We start from the raw sequence: 19,900 nt of genomic DNA, 5'->3' as shown, positions 1-19,900 counted from the left end.
CAGCATGTCCGCCGCCCCTACCCTGCAAAGCTTCATCGCCGGCCGCTGGATCGGCCAGCACGGCGCCCAGGCCCTGCGCAGCGCCCTCGACGGCCACGCCCTGGCCTACAGCCACGAAGAACGCCCGGACTTCGCCGAAGCGCTCGACTTCGCCCGAATCCAGGGCCTGCAAACCCTGTTGGCCATGGACTTCCAGCAACGCGCCGCGCGCCTGAAAGCCCTGGCGCTGTACCTGGCCGAGCGCAAGGAACAGCTCTACGCCCTGTCCCACCACTCAGGCGCCACCCGCGCCGACAGCTGGATCGATATCGAGGGCGGCAACGCTACGCTGTTCGCCTATTCGAGCATGGGCCGCCGCGAGCTGCCGTCGGGCAACCTGGTGCATGAGGGCCCGGCGATCCCCCTGGGCAAGCAAGGCCACTTCGCCGGCAGCCATATCCTGGTGCCACGCACCGGGGTGGCCGTGCACATCAACGCCTTCAACTTCCCGATCTGGGGGATGCTGGAGAAGTTCGCCCCGACCTTCCTCGCCGGCATGCCGTGCATCGTCAAGCCAGCCACCTCCACCAGCTACCTGACCGAAGCCGTGGTGCGGCTGATGAACGAATCCGGGCTGCTGCCGGCCGGCAGCCTGCAACTGGTGATCGGCAGCACCGGCGATCTGCTCGAGCGCCTGCAGGGCCAGGACCTGGTGACCTTCACCGGCTCCGCCGACACCGCAGCCAAGCTGCGCGTCACGCCAAACCTGGTGCGCAATTCGGTGCCGTTCAATGCCGAAGCCGACTCGCTCAACTGTGCCATCCTCGGCCCGGACGTGAGCCCCGACAGCGAAGAATTCGAGCTGTTCATCAAGGAAGTGGCGCGGGAGATGACCACCAAGGCCGGGCAGAAATGCACGGCGATCCGCCGCGCCATCGTCCCCGCCAGGCACATCGACGCCGTGGCCACTCGCCTGCGCGAACGGCTGCGCAACGTGGTGGTCGGTGATCCGTCGGTCGAGGGCGTGCGCATGGGCGCCCTGGCTTCCCACGAGCAGCAGCGCGATGTCGCTGAACGCGTACGCATGCTGCTGGACAGCTGCGACCAGCTGCTGGGCGCCAGCGATGGCTTCAGCCCGGTGGGTGACGGCGTGGCCGAAGGCGCGTTCTTCGCCCCGACCCTGCTGCTGGCACGCGACCCGCACGCCGAGGGCGGCGCCCACGATATCGAAGCGTTCGGCCCGATCAGCACGCTGATGGCCTACGACGACCTTGACGAAGCCCTGGCCCTGGCGGCCCGTGGCAAGGGCAGCCTGGTGGCGACTCTGGTCACCGCCGATCGCAGGGTGGCCGCCAAGGCCATCCCGGCCGCTGCTGCCTGGCACGGGCGCCTGCTGGTGCTCGACAGCGAAGCGGCCAAGGAATCCACCGGCCACGGCTCGCCGCTGCCGCAGCTCAAGCACGGCGGCCCGGGCCGCGCGGGCGGTGGTGAAGAGCTGGGCGGCCTGCGCGCGGTCAAGCACTACCTGCAACGCGCCGCGGTACAGGGTTCGCCGAGCATGCTGATGGCGGTGACCGGCGAATACGTGCGCGGCGCTGAGGTGATCGAAACCGAGGTGCACCCGTTCCGTCGCCACTTCGATGACCTGCGCATCGGTGAATCGTTGCTTACCCACCGCCGCACGGTGACCGAGGCCGACCTGGTCAACTTCGGCTGCCTGTCGGGCGATCACTTCTACATGCACTTCGACGAGATCGCGGCGAAGCAGTCGCAGTTTGGCAAGCGCATCGCCCACGGCTATTTCGTGCTGTCGGCGGCGGCCGGGTTGTTCGTTTCGCCGGGTGAAGGGCCGGTGCTGGCCAACTATGGGCTCGATACCCTGCGCTTCATTACCCCGGTGGGGATTGGCGACACCATCCAGGCGCGGTTGACCTGCAAGCGCAAGATCGACCAGGGCAAAGCCAGCCCACAGGGGCAACCGCAAGGGGTGGTGGCTTGGGATGTGGAGGTGACCAATCAGGATGGGGAGCTGGTGGCGAGCTATGACATCTTGACGTTGGTGGTGAAGCGGGGGGTGTGATTGGTTTGAGGTTGGGTGAAGGCCACCTGGTGTTCGCCGGTGATTTTGCAGCGCCTATGAGATCGAGCGCCGCCCGCGCGGCGCATCGCTGGCAAGCCAGCTCCCACATCTGTTTCGGGCCAGTCACTCCTGAGATTTCACCACTGTCTGCCTTGTTGGTTCGACTCGATTTTGAGGTAGGCACCACTGGCGCCTCGCCCGACTTAAGCCATGCGCCAAGGCGGGCAGCGGTACCCTCACAGGCATAATTGGCCCGAAACAAATGTGGGAGCTGGCTTGCCAGCGATGCGCCGCGCGGGCGGCGCTCGATCTTGAGGGCGCTACAAACCTGTCGCCATGCACCTTATCCAGACAGACGCCAACTCACGCATGCACACTCCACTGCGTACTGTCCGCTGCAATCGGCAAGTCGTCGATGGCCTGGATCAGCCCGCAGCGCAATGCTTCTTCCGGCCCCAGGATGCGTGGATACGCCATCAGGTAGCGCGGCACATCCAGTGCCTCGCTGGCGCCCTCGGTGCGCTCGGCAACAATCTGCTCATACAGCCGCAGGTCGTAGTCCAGGCTCATGGCGTACTCGGCCATGCGCGCATGATCCACCGAGCCGTGCAAGGTCCAGTGGAACGGATGGAACAGGAACTTGCTCAGCGCACAGGCGGTACGGTGGCTGCCTGCAAGGAAGATGATGTTGCCCATCGACTCCACCGTGCCGAGGTTGTGGGTGTGCACCGGCACCGGCAGGCTGCGCAGGAAGTTGTACAGGGTGAAGCCATAACTGCACTCCCCGCCCATGGTGGCGATGTTCAGCTGCAGCAGCTCGGCGCCTTGCTGCAGGGCGCGCGAGCAGGTGCTGATCAGGTTGCCGCAGGTGGACGAGTTGATGGGGCCGGTGTAGTGGATGATGTGCCTGGCCATAGGGGGCTCCCGGTCATTCGGCTTGCTGGGTGGCTGATCCTGCGCGATGTCCTGCTAGCGGTGGAGGCCTAAGGCAGGGGCAAAGTTCCATGACTGCGCTGGTCAATCGTGCAGAACCCTTCACGTTAGCTGACGGTTGTTATTCAAGGCACATGGCTGCAATAAGTCGTGGGACCGTGCCACGCATGGACTTTATGCCTATCTGGAGAGTGTGTGCCGGCAACACTGGCAGCTATGCCAGGTCACCAGGAAGTTTTACCATCTGTTTTCTCCTGTAGGACCTTTTACCCTGTCTCTGCCTTTTCAATTAATGGAAAAAGACTATGGGCATGCAACTGGAGAACGCCACAGATTGGCTAAGCGAATTCACGATCGAAGTGACTTCGGGTAGCGAAGGCGCCTACAACAAGGGCAATCAGCAAATCATGATCACTCTGACAGCCGAGCCCATAGCGGACGAAACAGTCACACTCGAAGAATTCGCAAGCCTACTGCCGGCAGTGCGAGAGGCCATGGAACATCCGAAGTTTCTCGACACGCTCAACGAAACCAAGCCGTGGAGTTGGAATACAGAACATGACCCGAGCTTCGACTTCCTGAGTGGGCAGATCCCTGCACTGAGCAGCAACCCGTTGAGCAAGGTTTTCTAAATCCATAACCCTGCGAATTACGGGCTCTCTCGCACATTCGTCTCGGGTTGTTGGACGCATACCATATAGACCAATATTGAATCGGTCACAGTGCCACGCTGGTTGCGGACAGGGACAGCAAAGGCAACACGATGCAACTCCGCTAGCAGTAGCGGTAAATTTCTGACATCTCAAAGTGCAAGCCTCTCCCACCGAGCGGCTTGCACTTTGTCGTGCCCGATTATTGAGTTTTATCGTGACCATCTCAATCGCGGCTTATGACACTTCCGTAATGCCTACGACTATTCTTCTAGGTGCGCCAGAAAGTTCTCACAGCGCCAAAGGCTCAAACCTAATATTGTTTAATTGCAGCGACACGCTAATGGTTTCAACATTAAATTCATCGCGCAAGCAGCGTGCAGAGCACGCACCATGAACGTTTAGTCAACCAACTAAAGCAGACATCAACGAGCAATAAAAACCCTGACCATCGGCAACTCACGGCAAATGCCATGGCATTGTCGAAATTTCAATCCTACAACCCCTTATAAAGGCGTGACTTATTACCTGCCGCACCAGCGACAGCGATTGCTCACACCCTTTGTTTTACAGAAGAGAACAAATGTCTGACCCCATAAATGAAGTTTTCCAGGCACCTGAACTGTCCCTTAACACAGGCGGCATCCACTCTCAGGCCAGCAACTTCCTCTCGGCCATGCAATCCGCGGTAGACCCGCGAACGGGCCAGTTCAACCTGGTCTTCAACGTCGAACTGGGCATCGCCAATAACCTGGGCGGCCCTTCCCTGCCCTTCACCCTGGCGTTCAGCAGCCTGGGTTCGCATCGCAACCAGGGCTTTGGCCTGGGCTGGTCGCTGCTGTTCAGCGAACTGTCACTGGCACAGGGCGCCCAGGCTCTGCGTCTTGGCACGGGCGAACAGTATGCAGTGCAGGCCGTCGTGGACGGCCAGGTGACGTTCCGCGACTACAAGCTGCAATCGCTGCGGGTAGTGCGTACTGATGAGGACAATTATCGGATCACTCACAAAGACGGCCGTATCGAGGTCCTCAAGCGAGTCAATGGCAGCGGCCCCTATGTGCTGCATGAACTGCGCAGCGATGCAGGCCGCCGGCTGCACCTGCAGTGGAGCTCGGCCAACGGTGTCAACCACCTCAGGGAGATTACCGACGACAACCAATGCGTACTTGCCCGGATCGACCGCAGCGGCACCTCACCTAAGTTGCTGCTCGCACCGGGTACTGCCGATGAAGCGGTGTACGTCTTCGGACAAGCGAACAACCGCCTGGCGAGCTTGCACCTGCCTGAAACCGCAGCGCCCTTTACCTTCATCTATGAGGCTATAGATGTGGGCAACGGCCAGTCGCTGCTATTCCCCAAGAATGTCAGCGGCCCGCTTGGAGCCACCGACACGCTGTTCTGGAGCAAGACCGCTGCGACCTCGCACCGCCTGCCCAGCGGCGCGCCGATCAGTTTCCTGCCACGTGTGCTGCGTTGGGAGCACACGGACAATGAGGCGGCAGGCACGCTGTCGTATAGCTACACCTGGAATGGTGTCTACAACTACCTTGGCTTTGGCAGCCAGTTGGGCTTCCAATGGGAGTCGGGCCGCGACAACCTCTACAGGCTGCGAGAGCGTTACGAATATTCCGTCACTGAAACCCTGACCAACTCGAGCGGCTCGATCGAGCAGAGCGTACAGCGTCACTGGGACCGCCACCACCTGCAAACCCTCGAGCGACGCCGCTCCGGCGACCATGAAACCCGTATCGACACCCGCTACCACATCGACTACGACAAATCCTGGGAAGAGCAGGCGGCGTTCTGCCAGTGCCCGCGCCAGGTGACCACCACCTTCATCGAGTGGCAGGGCGATACCGTCAAACGTGAACGCAGCGAGGTCGCCACTTCCACCTTCGACCGCTATGGCAACCCCCTTGAGTCGGTCCAGGCCAATGGCGTGATCGAGCTCAACGAGTATTACCCGATCGAAGGCGAGCCCGGCAGCGCGCCTGAAGATGCCCTGGGCATGGTGCGGCGCTTGAAACTGCGCAGGGTTACCCCGCCCGAACTGGCGCGCGGCGCTGCGCCGGTCATGCTTACCCGCTACACCTATGCTGCGTTGCCTTCGTTGATAACCGGCGACCCTGCTTTGCAACTGGTCGAGCGCGAGCAACTGGAGGACGAAACGGCCGGGACCGTGATCGAAACCACCTGCAACACCTACATCGATACAGTTGGCCTGCACTACGCCCGCTTGGCCAGCGCCACCAAGACCGTGGCGGGGCAGCCGATCACTACCCGCCATAGCTACAGCATCGAGCCCGTGAATGGCGTGGCAACGCTGCTGACCACCACTGTCATCGAAGGTGACGAGGCGGATCAAACCCAGCACATGCGCACCAGCACCGCCCGCTCCCTGGTCAGCGGCCAGACCCTGCGCGAGACCAGTGCCGCCGGCGTGCACACCGACCACGCCTACGACAGGCTCGGACGTGTGGTACGCAGCATTATCGCCAGCGGCACCGAGTATGAAGTGACCCGTACCGCCAGCTACCACTTCAGTGACGCATTCGTCATGCAACATGCCCCACGCATATCGGGTAGCAACGGTTCCGCCCCTCTCATGGCCAGCGTCGGCCTTGAAGAACGCGACGCCACTGGCCAGCGCAAGCGCACCTGGGTCGACGGCGCCGGCCGTACGGTACGGGTAGAGCTCGAAGACCTCGATCACGAGGCAGCACCTTTCCGTTGCATGAGCAGCATCGAGTATGACGCCCTGGGGCGAGAAGTCTCACGCAGCAATACAGACTGGGCAACCGACGGCCAACCGCTGTTCAGCCCGTCCAGCACCACCGCCTACGACCATTGGGGCAATGTCGCGCAGGTAACTGCGGGCAATGGTGTGACCACGCATACCGTGCACGACCCGATCGCCCAGACCGAGCAACGTTGGCAATCCGCCCAAGGCAAGGTTGGCAGCCTGGAAATCGTGCACAAGAACCTCAACGGCAGCCCGGTGAAGACCGAACTGTATGACGACGGTGGCGGCGACCCTGACAAGCGACGATTGGTACGGACAACCTATCAATGTCGCGATGGGTTGGACCGTGTCATCGAGCAGAGCGTGGTACCCACGGTCGGCGTGGGGAGCAGCACCCGCACCACCTATGACGCCTTCTCTCGTGTCGTCGAGCGCCTCGAAATCGGCGATTCGCAGGCCCGCAAGACCCTCTGGACCTACGCCCCACACAGCAACAGCGAGCACCCCACGTCGGTGGCCATGCAAACCGTGGAGAACCCATGATGAACAACTATGTACAACCCGTGACCGTAGGTCGCCAGCAGTTCGACGGCCTCGGCCGCCCGCTGAGCATCCAATGCGGTGGCCGCACCACTGAATATCGCTACACCCCAGGCCAACTGCAGCCTACCCACAACATCCTGGCCGACGGCAAGCGCGTGGATTTCCGTTACCTCAAAGCGCTGGAGAACCTGGTCGAGCAGATTCTCCCAGCGGGTGAAAGCGCCCACGGCTTCAGCTATGACCGCACCCTGGGCACCACCGCCTCGGCCAGTGGCCCGCTGGGCGTACAGCAGATGACCTTCACCGCTGCCGGCAAGCCGCAGACCGATACCTGGACGGTCGATGGCCAGAAGCATGTCACCACTTGGCGCTACAGCCTCGGCGGCCTGCAGCTTGGCTTCGAAGACGCCGCCGGTGTGGACCACCAGCGCGCGTTCGACAGCGCCGGCCGCCTGCAACGGATCACCGTCGCCAGCGTCACCAGTGAGATCGGCTACGACGCCTTCTCCCGCCCGCACACTTACACCACCCGTGACACGGTCAGCGGTACCCGCCTGACCCAGACCCTGACCTATGACAGCCTTGGCCGGGAACAGACCCGTACGTATGACGCCGTGGTCGAGGGCCAGTCCAGCCGCAAGGTACAGACGCTGACCTACACCGACCTCGACCAGCTCAAGAGCCGCCGCTGGGACGACGGCTCGGTGCAGGGTGAGGAGCGCTTTACCTATGATCGCCACGGCCGGTTGAACACCTACGAGGCCGACGCCGCGGTGGCGCCGAAGGATCCCTTCGGTAACCGGGTGGTCAAGCAGGTGTTCCGCCTGGATGCGCTGGATTGCTATATCGATGTGGTCTCGACCTTCGCCGACAACAGCAGCGATACCGCGACCTTCGAGTACGAAAACCGCAGCGACCCAACCCAGGTCACCCGCATCGCTCATACCCATGCCAGCTGGCCCAGGCAGATCGACCTGGCCTATGACGCTCGCGGCCGCCTCGAACGTGACAGCCTGGGCCGCGTGCTGACCTGGGATGGCCAGGACCGCCTGCAGAGCGTCAGCTACCAGGGCCAGACCTGCACCTACGGGTATGACCCGGCTGGCAACTTGTGCGACCGCAGGGTCGATGGCCAGCTTAGCCGCAGTTTCCACAGCGCCAACAACCTCACCCACGAACTGCGCGGTGAAGAACAATTGCGCCTGATCGGCGATGCTGGCCAGTTGTTCGCGGTCGACCGGCTGGCCGCCGGTGTTCGCCGGGCCACCCTGCTCGGCTGCGATGCCCAGGGCAGTGTACGGCTGGAGGCCGATGAGGCGTTGCGCCAGTACCACTACACGGCCCACGGAGCCGATGGGGGCTCATCGCAGAGCGCCGCCAGCCCCTTCGGGTTTGCAGGCGAGCGCCGTGAGCCACTCACCGGCTGGTACATCGCGGCAGGTTACCGGCCCTATGACCCGGTGCTGATGACGTTCCTCGCGCCTGATAGCGCCAGCCCCTTCGGACGGGGCGGGCTCAACCCCTACGGCTATTGCGGGGGTGACCCGGTCAATCGCTTCGACCCGGATGGGCACAGTTGGTTTAAATGGGTTGCCCTAGGGTTTGCCGTGGCCGCCATGGTCATAGCATTGGCTCCCCTTGCGCCGGCACTCACTGCCGCTGTCGTCGCAGGAGCGACGGCCAGTGCGGCAGGTATTGGCGTAGGCGGGACGGTTGCCGCTGCTGGTTTGGCCTTCGGCATGACCGCGTCATCGACGGTAGGCGTACTGGGAACGATTGCAGCAGTCGCCAGTGTCGTCAAATTAGGCACCCAGATAGCCGGCCTAGCAATTACGGCCAAGAATCCCGACTCAGAGGCCGCAAAAATTCTTGGATATGTGGAATTTGGCGTAGGTCTTATTGGAACTGGCGCCTCCTTTGGTAGTGCGGCGCCTAAGGCTTTCGAGGCTTTCAAATCGTACAAAGGCGCATATCAAACCCTTCACAACGCCGAGACCTGGCTCAAACCCTTGGGTGGCCCCGCTTCAGCTGTGACATCGACATTAACTTCTGTGGAAAAGTGGGTAGCTTCACCTGCCAAGGAACCAGCCCAAGAAGATCCTGTCCAGACGGCACAACAAGGCCCTGTGGCTGCTACCAATAGCCAGTCCAGGCAGATCGGTCCTCGTGTGGAACAATCAGCTCAAGCTAATCGGGCTTCACTGCCAGCCTCGCAGCGAGCCGAGACCGGGCCGTCGCAACGAGTAAGCGAGATCATTAGCCGGTCTGGGGCTCCATCCCTGTTCGAGAGACGCCGAAACGCTGGCGCTGGAGACAATCCACCGGTTAGCCGGCAGTTCAACTGACCCACCGCGCTACGCCTTGATGTTGAGAGGCGTCAAGGCGTAGCGCTGCGATTGAGTACGCAGTGCCAGGCCCTCTGGCACTGCTAGGCCTCACTTACGAGCGGCCGCCCTTGCGGCCCGACTCGCTACTCTGGCGATTATCTCCACCGGTGCTTTGCCCACCTTTACGCCCGGCGTCGGCAGCTTTGTCGCGGTCATTGGCGAAATTTCCAGGGTTCTTGCTGCCACCCTGGTGGCCCATCTTGTCGCTGTCCTTGCTCATCCGGTCATTGTCTTTGTTAGCCATGGTCATCAACCTCGTTTGCCTTGGGGATGCACGGTTGCGTGCCGTACATGGTGTGGGAGTACGGCGATAACGGCGGATTCGGTTTATTGCGGATTCATCGGACCGGTGGCGCTAAACAAGCGAAGACGGTGTATTTGGTGCACAAGCAGTTTCAGCCGATCGCGGGGCAAGTCGCATCGGCGCACCGTCGCTGCGATTTACCTCGGTGCCTGACACAGGCTCTGCCCGTGTTCGCGGGTGAACCCGCTCCCACAGAGCGCGTGCCTCGCGACACATCTGTTGACCCCTCCCATGATTATGCTTAACCTTTGTACAACCTACCGGTCGGTAGGCTTATTTTTGTTCAATGGATTTCGCTGTCATGCCCACCCGTTCAAACCTGCGCTTCGCCGCCTCCCTCGCCCTGATCGGCGCCCTCGGCCCTTCGGCCATCGACATGTACCTGGCCAGCCTCCCGCAAATGGCTCGCGACTTCGGCACCGGCTATCCCCAGGTGCAACTGACCCTGACCGTGTTCCTGCTGGCCATGGGTGCCGGGCAGCTGCTGTTCGGCCCGCTGGTGGATGCGCTGGGCCGGCGCCGGCCGTTGCTGGTGGCGTTGCTGGTGTTCACGGTCACCTCGCTGGCTGCGGCGGCGGCCAACTCACTGGAAGCGCTGCTGCTGGCACGGCTGATCCAGGGCCTGGCCAGCGCGCTGACCCTGGTGGTGATCATGAGCATGGTGCGCGACGTCGCCGACGGCGCACGGGCGGCACAGATCTTCGCCCTGCTGATGACCATCGAAGGCCTGGCACCGATCCTCGCCCCGGCGCTGGGCGGCGTGGTGGATGCCGCCTGGGGTTGGCGGGCGATCATGCTGGTGCTCGCAGGGCTCGGCCTGTTGACCCTGCTCAACTCGGCCCTGGCGCTGGGTGAAACCTTGCCCGTGGCGCAACGTGTGCGCCTGGCGCCGCGTAGCGTGTTGCGCACATATGCGCGCATCGCCCGTGACGGTAGGTTCCTGCGCCCGGCGCTGGCGCTGTCGGCGGTGTTCTTCTTCCTGTTCGCCTACATCGCCGGCTCTGCCTACGTGTACCAGCAGCATTTCGGGCTCACCAGCACGCAGTTCGGCATGCTGTTCGGCGCCTGTGGCGTGGCCATTCTGCTGGGCGCTGCTGGGTCCGGCCTGTGGGTGAAGCGCCACGGCGTGGCCCGGGTGGCCTGGTGGGGCGCGCTGTGCATGGGGGCGGGTGCACTGCTGACGGTGGTGGGCGGCGGCTTGCCGGTACTGCTGGGCGGTGTGGTGTTGGCACTGTTCGGCCTGGGCATCTGCGAGGCCACGCTGATGGCCCTGGCGATGTCCTCGCAACACCGCGATGTCGGCTCCACCGCCGCGCTACTCGGTGCCCTGCAACTGGTGATCTCGTCCAGCGCCACACCCTTGGCCGGGCACCTGGCGACCCTCGGCCCGCAGGCCTGGGCCTGGCTGTTGGCCGCAGCCGCCGTGGTCATCCTGGGTTTGACCCGCGCCGCCCTGGCAAAGACAATCAGCGCCTCGAACTGCAGCGTCAACCCGGAGTGACCGCCTTGAAAGCCCTGACCCCTTCCGCCGCACGCATTTGCGACCACGCCGTCGAACACTTTGCCGAACATGGCTACGACGGCTCGTCGCTGAACGAAATCGCGGCCCAGGCGGGCATGCGCAAGGCCTCGCTGTATGCGCACTTCGCCAACAAGGATGCGTTGTTCGTGTGTGCGTTCGAGCGTGCCCTGGCCGAGGAGACCGCCTATGTCGAAGCCGGGTTCGGCCATGAGGCCGCCGGCCGCGAGGCGCCTGGGCACTGGCATCCGCTGCACCTGGCAGAGCGTTATGCGGGCTCGGCCAATTTGCGCTTCGTGCTGCGCAGTGCGTTCCTGCCGCCGGCGCCGATACGCTCGATCGTGACCACCGGGTTTGAGGCATATCTGGAGCAGATTCGCCTGGGCTTCTGCCAGGCCCTGCGCGAGCGGCATGCCTGGGCGCGCAGCGATGGCAACAAGCTGGAGCTGTATGGGGATGCTTATCTGGGGATCATCGACAGCCTGCATGTGGAGCTGCTGTATGCGAACCCGGCGGTGTATGCGCGGCGGGCGGCGTCATTGTTGAAGATTCTGGATGATTCGTTGGGGTTGGCGGGGTGAGGGGGCCGGTCGGTGCAGGGCGGGAGACAGGGTGAGGGCCGCCAGGCGCCTGCCTCAACCCTTGCAGCGTCTATGAGATCGAGCGCCGCCCGCGCGGCGCTTCGCGGGTAAACCCGCTCCCACAGTTTATTTCGGGCCAATTATTCCTGTGAAAGTACCGGCGCCTGCCTTGGTGCATGTCTTGAGTCATGTGGGGCGGCGGCAACGCACACGCTGAAACCGCGTCGTGCTAACAAGGCGGACCTGGTGATGGCACAGGAGAGACTGGCCCGAAACAGACTGTGGGAGCGGGTTTACCCGCGAAGCGCCGCGCGGGCGGCGCTCGATCTCATAAGCGCTGCAAGGATTGTGGCGGGCACCTGGTGGCCCACATACAAACTCAAACCCTGCCCCACCAACGCCCCCGCCACCTCAAGGCTCGATCTTCTTCAACTCATTAAGCAACCCCATCAACTGCTCCAGCTTGTCCGCCCCGAACTGGCGCTGGATCTCCTGGTAATTGCGCTCCATTTCCTCGCTCATCGCCAGGAACGCCTGCTGCCCGCGCACGGTCAGGCTGATGAAGATCCGCCGCTGATCCTCCGGCGACTTGCGCCGTCCCACCAGCCCATCACGCTCCAGGCGCTTGAGCACGCCGCTCATGCTCGGCTTGAGAATGCACGCCAGGTCCGCCAACTGGTGGCTCTCCAGCTCGCCCTGCTGGCGCAGGATGCGGATCACCCGCCATTGCTGTTCGGTCAGGTCATGGGCATTGAGGGCTGGGCGGAAGAACGCCATGGTCGCTTCACGGGCCTGCAGCAGGGTCAAGGTCAGGGAGGGTCTTGGGATGGTCATCGGGCTCGGCTGGTTTTATTAAGATATTAATGAAGTGAAATACATTTGCCCCCGGCCTGTCCAGCCCCTGTGAAAAGTACCAGCGCTCCTGGCTAACGCCCATTCTCGCTGCAACCGGGTCATTGCACGATTGGCTTCAAGCTCAAGGGTTGGAGCAGGTCATTCGATGCACCTATCACCGCAACGCCAGTTGCCGCTGGCGGTACTCCCCCGGCGTCATCTGCGCGTGGCGCTGGAAGAACCGGCTGAAATACGCCGGGTCCTTGAAGCCCAACTGGTAGCAGATCTCGTTGGCCGAGCCGCCCGTATACAGCAACAGGCGCCGCGCCTCCTGCATCAAGCGCTCGAACACCAGGCGCTTGGACGGCAGGTCGGCGATGCGCCGGCACACGTCATTCAGCCGCGCTTCGGTCACGCCCAGCGCCGTGGCGTAGGCCGGCAACGCCCAATGCTCCAGGTAATGGCGCTCGATCAGCTCGTTGAAGCGGTGAAACAGCTGCAAGTCCTCGTGCCGTGCCGGCATCGCCTCCAGCGAGTTGGCACACAGCCGCAGCAGGCTGATCATCACCAGCCGCGCCAGGTCCTGCAGGGCGGTGCCCTGCCCCGCCTGCCCCTGGCCGACCTCGCTGCCGAGCAGGTCGAACAACTGCTCCAGCCGATGCGCCTCTTCGCGCGCCTGCCCTTGCAAATGCCCCAGGGCAACGCACGCAGGTTGCAGGCGCGGGGCGCTGATCAGCCCGGGCTCGGCCTCCAGCAGTTGCCATACAAGCTGTTGGCGCACGGTCAGCACGTGGCCATCGGCGTCGGCCTCGGTGACAAAGGCATGGGGGATGGTCGGCGGGGTAAGGAAGAACATCGGCCCGGCTTCGTGGTAGCGCTGTTCATCGAGGTACACCCGCACGCTGCCGGTCTTCACGTAGTGCACCTGGAAGAAGCGATCATGGCGGTGCACCGGCATGTTGCGACCGAAAAAGCCGGCCAGGTTGCCGAGCCGGTCGTAGTGCACCTCGCTGTCACTGTAGCGCTGGTCGTAGACCTGACCGATGTTGATGTTGGGGATCGGCTGTCGTTCTTTCATTGTTGTTCTCGTACCGGTGGAACAGGCCGGGCGATGCATCGTAGCACTGCCCGGCGAGCGGGGAATGCCTTGACGATCGTTAACATCTTAATTATAACGTTAACACATTAACAAAAACGCAATGAAGCGTCCCATGGCGCTTCGCCTTCCGCAGGAGAAAAGCATGAGCCGTGCCTTGCACGAGGTCGCCACCGGCAGCCTGTTCGGCGTCGCCCTGAACTACCAGGGCCTGCTGCAGCAGCACCTGGCGTCCTTCCATAAAGCGCCGTACCAGCAGCCGCCGGTCAAGCCGGTGCTGTTCATCAAGACCCCCAACACCCGCAATGGCCATGCCCAGGCAGTTACCTACCCTGCGGGAGTCGAACGCCTGCAGCCCGGCCCGGCGCTGGGCGTGGTAATCGGCAAGGACGCCAGCCGGGTAAGCGTCGAGAACGCCCTCGAGCACGTGGCCGGCTACACCATCGTCAACGAGTTCAGCCTGCCCGAAGACAGCTACTACCGCCCGGCCGTCAAGGCCAAGTGCCGCGACGGCTTCTGCCCGCTGGGGCCAGAACTGGTACCGGCGGCGCAGGTGGGCAACCCCGACGCGCTGGGCATCCGCCTGTGGGTCAACGGCGAATTGCGCCAGCACAACAACACCGCCAACTGCGTGCGCAGCGTGGCCCAGCTGATCGCTGAAATCAGCGAATTCATGACCCTGCATGCCGGCGACGTACTGATTACCGGCACCCCGGAAGGCCGCGTCGATGTGCTGCCCGGTGACCGCGTAAGCGTCGAGATCGACGGCCTCGGCCAGCTGACCAACCCCATCGTCGCCGAACAAGGACTCGCCCTATGAAGCACGCCCGTATCCAGTTCGACGGCCAGGTCCACGCCGTCACGGTCGAAGACGACCACCTGCGCCTGGCTGATGGCCGCCTGGTGCATCAAGACCAGGTGACCTGGCTGCCACCGGCCACAGGCAGCATGTTCGCCCTGGGCCTGAACTACGCCGACCACGCCGCCGAGCTGGCCTTCACCCCGCCCACCGAGCCGCTGGCCTTCATCAAGTCGCCCGGCACCTACACCGGCCACGACCAGGTCACCTGGCGCCCGGACAACGTCAAGTACATGCACTACGAGTGCGAGTTGGTGGCGGTGATCGGCAAGCCGGCGCGCAACGTCAAGCGCGAGGACGCCCTCGCCTACCTGGCCGGCTATACGGTGTGCAACGACTACGCCATCCGCGACTACCTGGAGAACTACTACCGGCCCAACCTGCGGGTGAAGAACCGCGACGCCACCACCCCGGTCGGCCCGTGGATCGTCGATGCCAGCGATGTGCCAGACCCGTCGAACCTCAAGCTGCGCACCTGGATCAACGGCGAGCTGAAGCAGGAAGGCAGCACCGCCGACATGATCTTCGACATCCCCTACCTGATCGAATACTTCTCCAGCTTCATGACCCTGCAGCCCGGCGACATGATCGCCACCGGCACGCCGGAAGGCCTGGCCGACGTGGTGCCGGGCGATGAAGTGGTGGTGGAAGTGGAAGGCGTCGGCCGCCTGGTCAACCGTATCGTCAGCGAAGCCGAGTTCTTCGCCCGTAAAACCCAAGAGGCATGAACATGATCAAGCACTGGATCAACGGCCGCGAAGTCGAGAGCCGTGACACCTTCATCAACTACAACCCGGCCACCGGTGAAGCCATCGGCGAAGTGGCCAGCGGCGGCGCCGAGGAAGTCGCCCAGGCCGTGGCCGCGGCGAAAGAGGCCTTCCCGAAATGGGCCAACACCCCGGCCAAGGAGCGCGCCCGGCTGATGCGCCGCCTCGGCGAGCTGATCGACCAGAACGTGCCGCAACTGGCCGAGCTGGAAACCCTCGACACCGGCCTGCCGATCCACCAGACCCGCAACGTGCTGATCCCCCGCGCCTCGCACAACTTCGACTTCTTCGCCGAAGTGTGCACGCGCATGGACGGCCACAGCTACCCGGTCGACGACCAGATGCTCAACTACACCCTGTACCAGCCGGTGGGCGTGTGCGGGCTGGTGTCGCCGTGGAATGTGCCGTTCATGACCGCCACCTGGAAGACCGCGCCATGCCTGGCGCTGGGCAACACGGCAGTGTTGAAGATGAGCGAGCTGTCGCCGCTGACCGCCAACGAGCTGGGCCGCCTGGCGGTCGAGGCCGGCATCCCCAACGGTGTGCTCAACGTGATCCAGGGCTACGGCGCCACCGCCGGCGATGCCCTGGTGCGCCACCCGGACGTGCGCGCCATCTCCTTCACCGGCGGCACCGCCACCGGCAAGAAGATCATGCAGACCGCGGGGCTTAAAAAGTACTCGATGGAACTGGGCGGCAAGTCGCCGGTGCTGATCTTTGAAGACGCCGACCTGGACCGTGCCCTGGACGCCGCGCTGTTCACCATCTTTTCGCTCAACGGCGAGCGCTGCACCGCCGGCAGCCGCATCTTCATCCAGGAGAGCGTGTACCCGCGCTTCGTCAGCGAGTTCGCCGCCCGTGCCCGGCGCCTGATCGTCGGCGACCCGACCGACCCGAAAACCCAGGTCGGCTCGATGATCACCCAGCAGCACTACGACAAGGTCAGCGGCTACATTCGCATCGGCATCGAAGAAGGTGCGCGCCTGGTGGCCGGTGGCCTGGAGCGCCCGGCGGGCCTGCCGACGCACCTGGCCAAGGGGCAGTTCATCCAGCCCACGGTGTTCGCCGATGTGAACAACCGCATGCGCATCGCCCAGGAGGAGATCTTCGGCCCGGTGGCGTGCCTGATCCCGTTCAAGGACGAGGCCGAGGCGCTGCAGCTGGCCAACGACACCGAATACGGCCTGGCCTCGTACATCTGGACCCAGGACATCGGCAAGGCACATCGTCTGGCCCGGGGCATCGAGGCCGGGATGGTGTTCATCAACAGCCAGAACGTGCGCGACCTGCGTCAGCCGTTCGGTGGGGTGAAGGGTTCCGGGACTGGCCGCGAAGGGGGACAGTACAGCTTCGAGGTGTTTGCCGAGATCAAGAACGTGTGTATTTCCATGGGTAGCCACCACATTCCGCGCTGGGGGGTGTAGCGCTTCAAATCGCTGGGCTGCCTTGCAGCCCTTCGCGGGTAAACCCGCTCCCACAGGCACAGCGCTGTCCCTGTGGGAGCGGGTTTACCCGCGAATCGAGGGCGCAGCCCTCGCCATGGACACCCAGAACAACAACCTTTAACAGGAGATTCCCATGGGCAAACTCGCTCTCGCCGCCAAGATCACCCATGTACCCTCGATGTACCTGTCGGAACTGCCCGGCCCACGCCAAGGCTTTCGCCAGGCGGCCATCGACGGTCACCTGGAAATCGGCCGGCGCTGCCGGGCACTGGGCGTCGACACCCTGGTAGTGTTCGACACCCACTGGCTGGTCAACGCCAACTACCACATCAACTGCGCAGCGCACTTCGAAGGCCTGTACACCAGCAACGAGCTGCCGCACTTCATCGCCAACATGAACTACGGCTTCCCCGGCAACCCGGAACTCGGGCGCATCCTGGCCGAGGAGTGCAACCGCCTGGGCGTGGAAACCATGGCCCACGACGCCACCACGCTCGCCCCGGAGTACGGCACCCTGGTGCCGATGCGCTACATGAACACCGACCAGCACTTCAAGGTGGTCTCGGTCTCGGCGCTGTGCACCTCGCATTACCTCAACGACAGCGCCCGCCTGGGCTGGGCCATGCGTAAGGCAGTCGAGGACCACTACGACGGCACCGTGGCCTTCCTCGCCAGCGGCTCACTGTCCCACCGTTTCGCCCAGAACGGCCAGGCCCCGGACTTTGCCACCAAGGTGTGGAGCCCGTTCCTGGAAACCCTCGACCATCGCGTGGTGCAGATGTGGCAGGACGGCGACTGGGCCGACTTCTGCGCGATGCTGCCGGAGTACGCGGTCAAGGGCCACGGCGAAGGCTTCATGCACGACACCGCGATGCTGCTCGGCGCCCTGGGCTGGTCGAAGTACGACGGTAAAGCCGAAGTGGTCACGCCCTACTTCGGCTCGTCCGGCACCGGCCAGATCAACGCGATCTTCCCGGTCACCCCGCAGGATGGCAGCACCATCCCCGCCGCCCAGGCCTCCAACCCGGCCGGCGTCACTTCCACCAGCCGCCTGTAAGGAGCTCGCCATGCCCCATCTGGTCCTGCTCTACAGCCCGGATATCGAAGCCGACGCCGACATGCCCGGCCTGTGCCGCGCCCTGGCCGACTGCATGCTCGAACAACGCGACGAAAACGCCCGTCAGGTGTTCCCCACCGGCGGCACCCGGGTACTGGCCTACCCCGCCGCTCACGCGGCGATCGCCGATGGCCAGGGTAGCTACGGCTTCGTCTACGCCAACCTGCGCATGGGCAGCGGGCGCAGCGCCACGGTGCACCAACAGGTCGGCGACAACCTGCTGGCCGTGCTGCGCCGCCACCTCGACCCGCTGCTGGCACAACGCCCGGTCGGCGTGACCCTGCAGATCGACGAAAGCCAGGCCCAGGTGTACGACGCCAAGCACAGCAGCCTGCACCCCCTGTTCAACCGGAATTCCTGAGGTCTTCAATGCTCGACGCCCACATCATCCAGCAAGCCGCCGCCCGCCTCGACCAGGCTGAAAGCAGCCGCGAACAGGTCGGTCAGTTCTCCCTGGAGCACCCCTCGATCAGCATCGAGGACGCCTATGCCATCCAGCGCGCCTGGGTTGCGCAAAAGATCGCCAGCGGTCGCAAGCTGGTCGGCCACAAGATCGGCCTGACTTCACGGGCCATGCAGGTCTCCTCGAACATCACCGAACCGGATTTCGGCGCGCTGCTCGACGACATGCTGTTCGACGAAGGCAGCGACATCCCCTTCGAACGCTTCATCGTGCCGCGGGTCGAGGTGGAGCTGGCCTTCATCCTCGGCAAGCCGCTCAAGGGCCCCAACGTCAGCCTGTTCGATGTGCTCGACGCCACCGAGTGGGTTATCCCGGCACTGGAAATCATCGACGCACGGATCCAGCAGGTCGACCCGCACAGCGGCGCCACCCGCAAGGTGTTCGACACCATCTCCGACAACGCCGCCAATGCCGGCGTGGTCATGGGCGGCCGCGCCGTGCGGCCCGGCGACATCGACCTGCGCAAGGTGCCGGCGGTGCTCTATCGCAATGGCGTGATCGAGGAATCCGGGGTGTCTGCCGCCGTGCTCAACCATCCGGCCAAGGGCGTAGCCTGGCTGGCCAACAAGCTGGCGGCCTATGACGTGGGCCTTGAGGCTGGGCAGATCATCCTCGGCGGCTCCTTCACCCGCCCGGTGGCTGCCCGCCCCGGCGACACCTTCCATGTCGACTACGACCAGCTCGGCTCGATTGCCTGCCGTTTCGTCTGAGGACCGCCCATGGACATGCCCATCAACACCTTCAAGCAACGCCTGCGCAGCGGCCAGGCGCAGATCGGCCTGTGGCTCGGCCTGGCCGACCCGTATTGCGCGGAACTGGCGGCCAACGCCGGCTTCGACTGGTTGCTGCTCGACGGCGAACACGCGCCCAACGACCTGCGCAGCCTGCTTGGCCAGTTGCAGGCCGTGGCGCCCTACCCCGGCCAGCCGGTGGTGCGGCCGGTGGTCGGCGATACCGCGCTGATCAAGCAGCTGCTCGATATCGGTGCCCAGACCTTGCTGGTACCCATGGTCGAAAGCGCCGAGCAGGCTCGCCAGCTGGTGCGTGCGGTGCGCTACCCGCCGTACGGTGTTCGCGGTGTGGGCAGTGCGCTGGCCCGGGCTTCGCGCTGGAACAGCATCCCCGGTTACCTGGACCTGGCCGACGAGCAGGTGTGCCTGCTGGTGCAGATCGAGAACCGCGAGGGGTTGGCAAACCTGGACCAAATCTGCGCCGTTGATGGTGTGGATGGGGTGTTCATCGGGCCGGCGGACCTGAGCGCGGCCATGGGGCACCGGGGTAATCCGGGGCATCCCGAGGTGCAGGCGGCTATCGAAGACGCCATCGTGCGGATTGGCCGGGCCGGCAAGGCGGCGGGGATTCTCAGTGCCGACGAGGTACTGGCGCGGCGCTATATCGAGCTGGGGGCCGCGTTTGTCGCTGTAGGGGTGGATACCACTGTATTGATGCGCGGGTTGCAGCGGTTGGCGGGGGCATTCAAGGAAGGTGTGGTGAATGCGACTGCCCAGGGCGGGGTTTACTGACGCGTTCGCCGAGAGATGTGCAGCGCCTATCAGATCGAGCGCCGCCCGCGCGGCGCATCGCTGGCAAGCCAGCTCCC

At 63.9% G+C, this 19,900-nt stretch carries 17 protein-coding genes; 13 read left to right on the top strand and 4 right to left on the bottom strand.

Annotated features, from left to right (window positions below; translation table 11 throughout):
* Positions 1-4: 4 nt before the first annotated feature.
* The gene (paaZ, locus tag ACQ4N9_RS23225; RefSeq protein WP_390970466.1) at positions 5-2,059 is read left to right on the top strand and encodes a phenylacetic acid degradation bifunctional protein PaaZ; all 2,055 of its coding nucleotides are present in this window, start codon (positions 5-7) and stop codon (positions 2,057-2,059) included.
* Positions 2,060-2,422: 363 nt separating this feature from the next.
* Here paaZ and ACQ4N9_RS23220 read toward each other — a convergent pair whose 3' ends face one another.
* Positions 2,423-2,974 carry an ATP-dependent Clp protease proteolytic subunit gene (locus tag ACQ4N9_RS23220; protein WP_390970463.1) on the bottom strand — a complete coding sequence of 184 codons (552 nt, stop codon included), beginning with the start codon at positions 2,972-2,974 and terminating at the stop codon, positions 2,423-2,425.
* Positions 2,975-3,297: 323 nt separating this feature from the next.
* Here ACQ4N9_RS23220 and ACQ4N9_RS23215 point away from each other — a divergent pair, with 323 nt between their 5' ends.
* The 3 genes from ACQ4N9_RS23215 (at position 3,298) to ACQ4N9_RS23205 (ending at position 9,273) form a co-directional block, all read left to right on the top strand.
* Complete coding sequence (locus ACQ4N9_RS23215) at positions 3,298-3,624, top strand: hypothetical protein (RefSeq protein WP_390970461.1); 327 nt, start codon at positions 3,298-3,300, stop codon at positions 3,622-3,624.
* A gap of 601 nt (positions 3,625-4,225) precedes the next feature.
* The gene (locus tag ACQ4N9_RS23210) at positions 4,226-6,928 is read left to right on the top strand and encodes a hypothetical protein (RefSeq protein ID WP_390970459.1); all 2,703 of its coding nucleotides are present in this window, start codon (positions 4,226-4,228) and stop codon (positions 6,926-6,928) included.
* Positions 6,925-9,273: an RHS repeat-associated core domain-containing protein gene (locus ACQ4N9_RS23205; protein ID WP_390970457.1), complete on the top strand. Its 2,349-nt coding sequence runs from the start codon at positions 6,925-6,927 to the stop codon at positions 9,271-9,273. Before ACQ4N9_RS23210 ends, ACQ4N9_RS23205 begins: the two co-directional genes overlap by 4 nt.
* 94 nt (positions 9,274-9,367) lie before the next feature.
* Here ACQ4N9_RS23205 and ACQ4N9_RS23200 read toward each other — a convergent pair whose 3' ends face one another.
* On the bottom strand, positions 9,368-9,559 hold the full coding sequence (locus tag ACQ4N9_RS23200) for a general stress protein (protein ID WP_390970455.1): 192 nt from the start codon (positions 9,557-9,559) through the stop codon (positions 9,368-9,370).
* Between the two features lie 361 nt (positions 9,560-9,920).
* Between ACQ4N9_RS23200 and ACQ4N9_RS23195 the strand changes: the two genes are divergently transcribed.
* Both ACQ4N9_RS23195 and ACQ4N9_RS23190 read left to right on the top strand, forming a co-directional pair.
* A complete protein-coding gene (locus ACQ4N9_RS23195; protein ID WP_390970453.1) occupies positions 9,921-11,120 on the top strand; it encodes a multidrug effflux MFS transporter in 1,200 nt (399 codons plus the stop codon).
* Between the two features lie 5 nt (positions 11,121-11,125).
* A complete protein-coding gene (locus ACQ4N9_RS23190; RefSeq protein WP_258706539.1) occupies positions 11,126-11,719 on the top strand; it encodes a TetR/AcrR family transcriptional regulator in 594 nt (197 codons plus the stop codon).
* Between the two features lie 411 nt (positions 11,720-12,130).
* Here ACQ4N9_RS23190 and hpaR read toward each other — a convergent pair whose 3' ends face one another.
* Together hpaR and hpaA are read right to left on the bottom strand one after the other, a co-directional pair.
* Positions 12,131-12,553: a homoprotocatechuate degradation operon regulator HpaR gene (gene hpaR / locus ACQ4N9_RS23185; protein WP_125858566.1), complete on the bottom strand. Its 423-nt coding sequence runs from the start codon at positions 12,551-12,553 to the stop codon at positions 12,131-12,133.
* Positions 12,554-12,728: 175 nt separating this feature from the next.
* The gene (gene hpaA, locus ACQ4N9_RS23180) at positions 12,729-13,631 is read right to left on the bottom strand and encodes a 4-hydroxyphenylacetate catabolism regulatory protein HpaA (protein WP_390970451.1); all 903 of its coding nucleotides are present in this window, start codon (positions 13,629-13,631) and stop codon (positions 12,729-12,731) included.
* Between the two features lie 163 nt (positions 13,632-13,794).
* On the opposite strand from hpaA, the gene ACQ4N9_RS23175 reads away from it, so the two are divergent.
* The 7 genes from ACQ4N9_RS23175 (at position 13,795) to hpaI (ending at position 19,823) form a co-directional block, all read left to right on the top strand.
* Complete coding sequence (locus ACQ4N9_RS23175; protein ID WP_390970449.1) at positions 13,795-14,469, top strand: fumarylacetoacetate hydrolase family protein; 675 nt, start codon at positions 13,795-13,797, stop codon at positions 14,467-14,469.
* Entirely contained in the window at positions 14,466-15,236 is a 771-nt protein-coding gene (locus ACQ4N9_RS23170) for a fumarylacetoacetate hydrolase family protein (RefSeq protein WP_322360673.1), read from the top strand. The genes ACQ4N9_RS23175 and ACQ4N9_RS23170 overlap by 4 nt, the downstream gene beginning before the upstream one ends.
* A gap of 2 nt (positions 15,237-15,238) precedes the next feature.
* Entirely contained in the window at positions 15,239-16,699 is a 1,461-nt protein-coding gene (hpaE, locus tag ACQ4N9_RS23165) for a 5-carboxymethyl-2-hydroxymuconate semialdehyde dehydrogenase (RefSeq protein WP_390970447.1), read from the top strand.
* 154 nt (positions 16,700-16,853) lie between these two features.
* Positions 16,854-17,777, top strand: a complete 924-nt coding sequence (hpaD, locus tag ACQ4N9_RS23160) for a 3,4-dihydroxyphenylacetate 2,3-dioxygenase (protein WP_258706536.1) — start codon at positions 16,854-16,856, stop codon at positions 17,775-17,777.
* Positions 17,778-17,787: 10 nt separating this feature from the next.
* Positions 17,788-18,198, top strand: coding sequence for a 5-carboxymethyl-2-hydroxymuconate isomerase (locus ACQ4N9_RS23155; protein ID WP_390970445.1), 411 nt, complete (start codon positions 17,788-17,790; stop codon positions 18,196-18,198).
* An 8-nt stretch (positions 18,199-18,206) separates the two neighbouring features.
* Complete coding sequence (hpaH, locus tag ACQ4N9_RS23150) at positions 18,207-19,010, top strand: 2-oxo-hept-4-ene-1,7-dioate hydratase (RefSeq protein WP_390970443.1); 804 nt, start codon at positions 18,207-18,209, stop codon at positions 19,008-19,010.
* A gap of 9 nt (positions 19,011-19,019) precedes the next feature.
* Positions 19,020-19,823, top strand: coding sequence for a 4-hydroxy-2-oxoheptanedioate aldolase (hpaI, locus tag ACQ4N9_RS23145; RefSeq protein WP_390970441.1), 804 nt, complete (start codon positions 19,020-19,022; stop codon positions 19,821-19,823).
* The last annotated feature ends 77 nt before the right edge of the window (positions 19,824-19,900 follow it).

It is taken from the genome of Pseudomonas sp. ES1 (genome assembly GCF_050586605.1).
Classification (GTDB): Bacteria; Pseudomonadota; Gammaproteobacteria; order Pseudomonadales; family Pseudomonadaceae; genus Aquipseudomonas; species Aquipseudomonas sichuanensis.
The sequence above is the reverse complement of the archived record's forward strand: the minus strand, read 5'-3'. Positions and strand labels throughout refer to the sequence as shown.

Bases quoted from the DNA above. Each gene is read 5' to 3' on its own strand.
- ACQ4N9_RS23215 (WP_390970461.1), top strand. From the start codon at position 3,298: ATGGGCATGCAACTGGAGAACGCCACAGATTGGCTAAGCGAATTCACG.
- ACQ4N9_RS23170 (WP_322360673.1), top strand. From the start codon at position 14,466: ATGAAGCACGCCCGTATCCAGTTCGACGGCCAGGTCCACGCCGTCACG.
- ACQ4N9_RS23175 (WP_390970449.1), top strand. From the start codon at position 13,795: ATGAGCCGTGCCTTGCACGAGGTCGCCACCGGCAGCCTGTTCGGCGTC.
- ACQ4N9_RS23155 (WP_390970445.1), top strand. From the start codon at position 17,788: ATGCCCCATCTGGTCCTGCTCTACAGCCCGGATATCGAAGCCGACGCC.
- hpaI (WP_390970441.1), top strand. From the start codon at position 19,020: ATGGACATGCCCATCAACACCTTCAAGCAACGCCTGCGCAGCGGCCAG.
- hpaD (WP_258706536.1), top strand. From the start codon at position 16,854: ATGGGCAAACTCGCTCTCGCCGCCAAGATCACCCATGTACCCTCGATG.
- ACQ4N9_RS23195 (WP_390970453.1), top strand. From the start codon at position 9,921: ATGCCCACCCGTTCAAACCTGCGCTTCGCCGCCTCCCTCGCCCTGATC.
- hpaE (WP_390970447.1), top strand. From the start codon at position 15,239: ATGATCAAGCACTGGATCAACGGCCGCGAAGTCGAGAGCCGTGACACC.
- ACQ4N9_RS23220 (WP_390970463.1), bottom strand. From the start codon at position 2,974: ATGGCCAGGCACATCATCCACTACACCGGCCCCATCAACTCGTCCACC.
- hpaA (WP_390970451.1), bottom strand. From the start codon at position 13,631: ATGAAAGAACGACAGCCGATCCCCAACATCAACATCGGTCAGGTCTAC.
- hpaR (WP_125858566.1), bottom strand. From the start codon at position 12,553: ATGACCATCCCAAGACCCTCCCTGACCTTGACCCTGCTGCAGGCCCGT.
- ACQ4N9_RS23210 (WP_390970459.1), top strand. From the start codon at position 4,226: ATGTCTGACCCCATAAATGAAGTTTTCCAGGCACCTGAACTGTCCCTT.
- paaZ (WP_390970466.1), top strand. From the start codon at position 5: ATGTCCGCCGCCCCTACCCTGCAAAGCTTCATCGCCGGCCGCTGGATC.
- ACQ4N9_RS23200 (WP_390970455.1), bottom strand. From the start codon at position 9,559: ATGGCTAACAAAGACAATGACCGGATGAGCAAGGACAGCGACAAGATG.
- ACQ4N9_RS23205 (WP_390970457.1), top strand. From the start codon at position 6,925: ATGATGAACAACTATGTACAACCCGTGACCGTAGGTCGCCAGCAGTTC.
- hpaH (WP_390970443.1), top strand. From the start codon at position 18,207: ATGCTCGACGCCCACATCATCCAGCAAGCCGCCGCCCGCCTCGACCAG.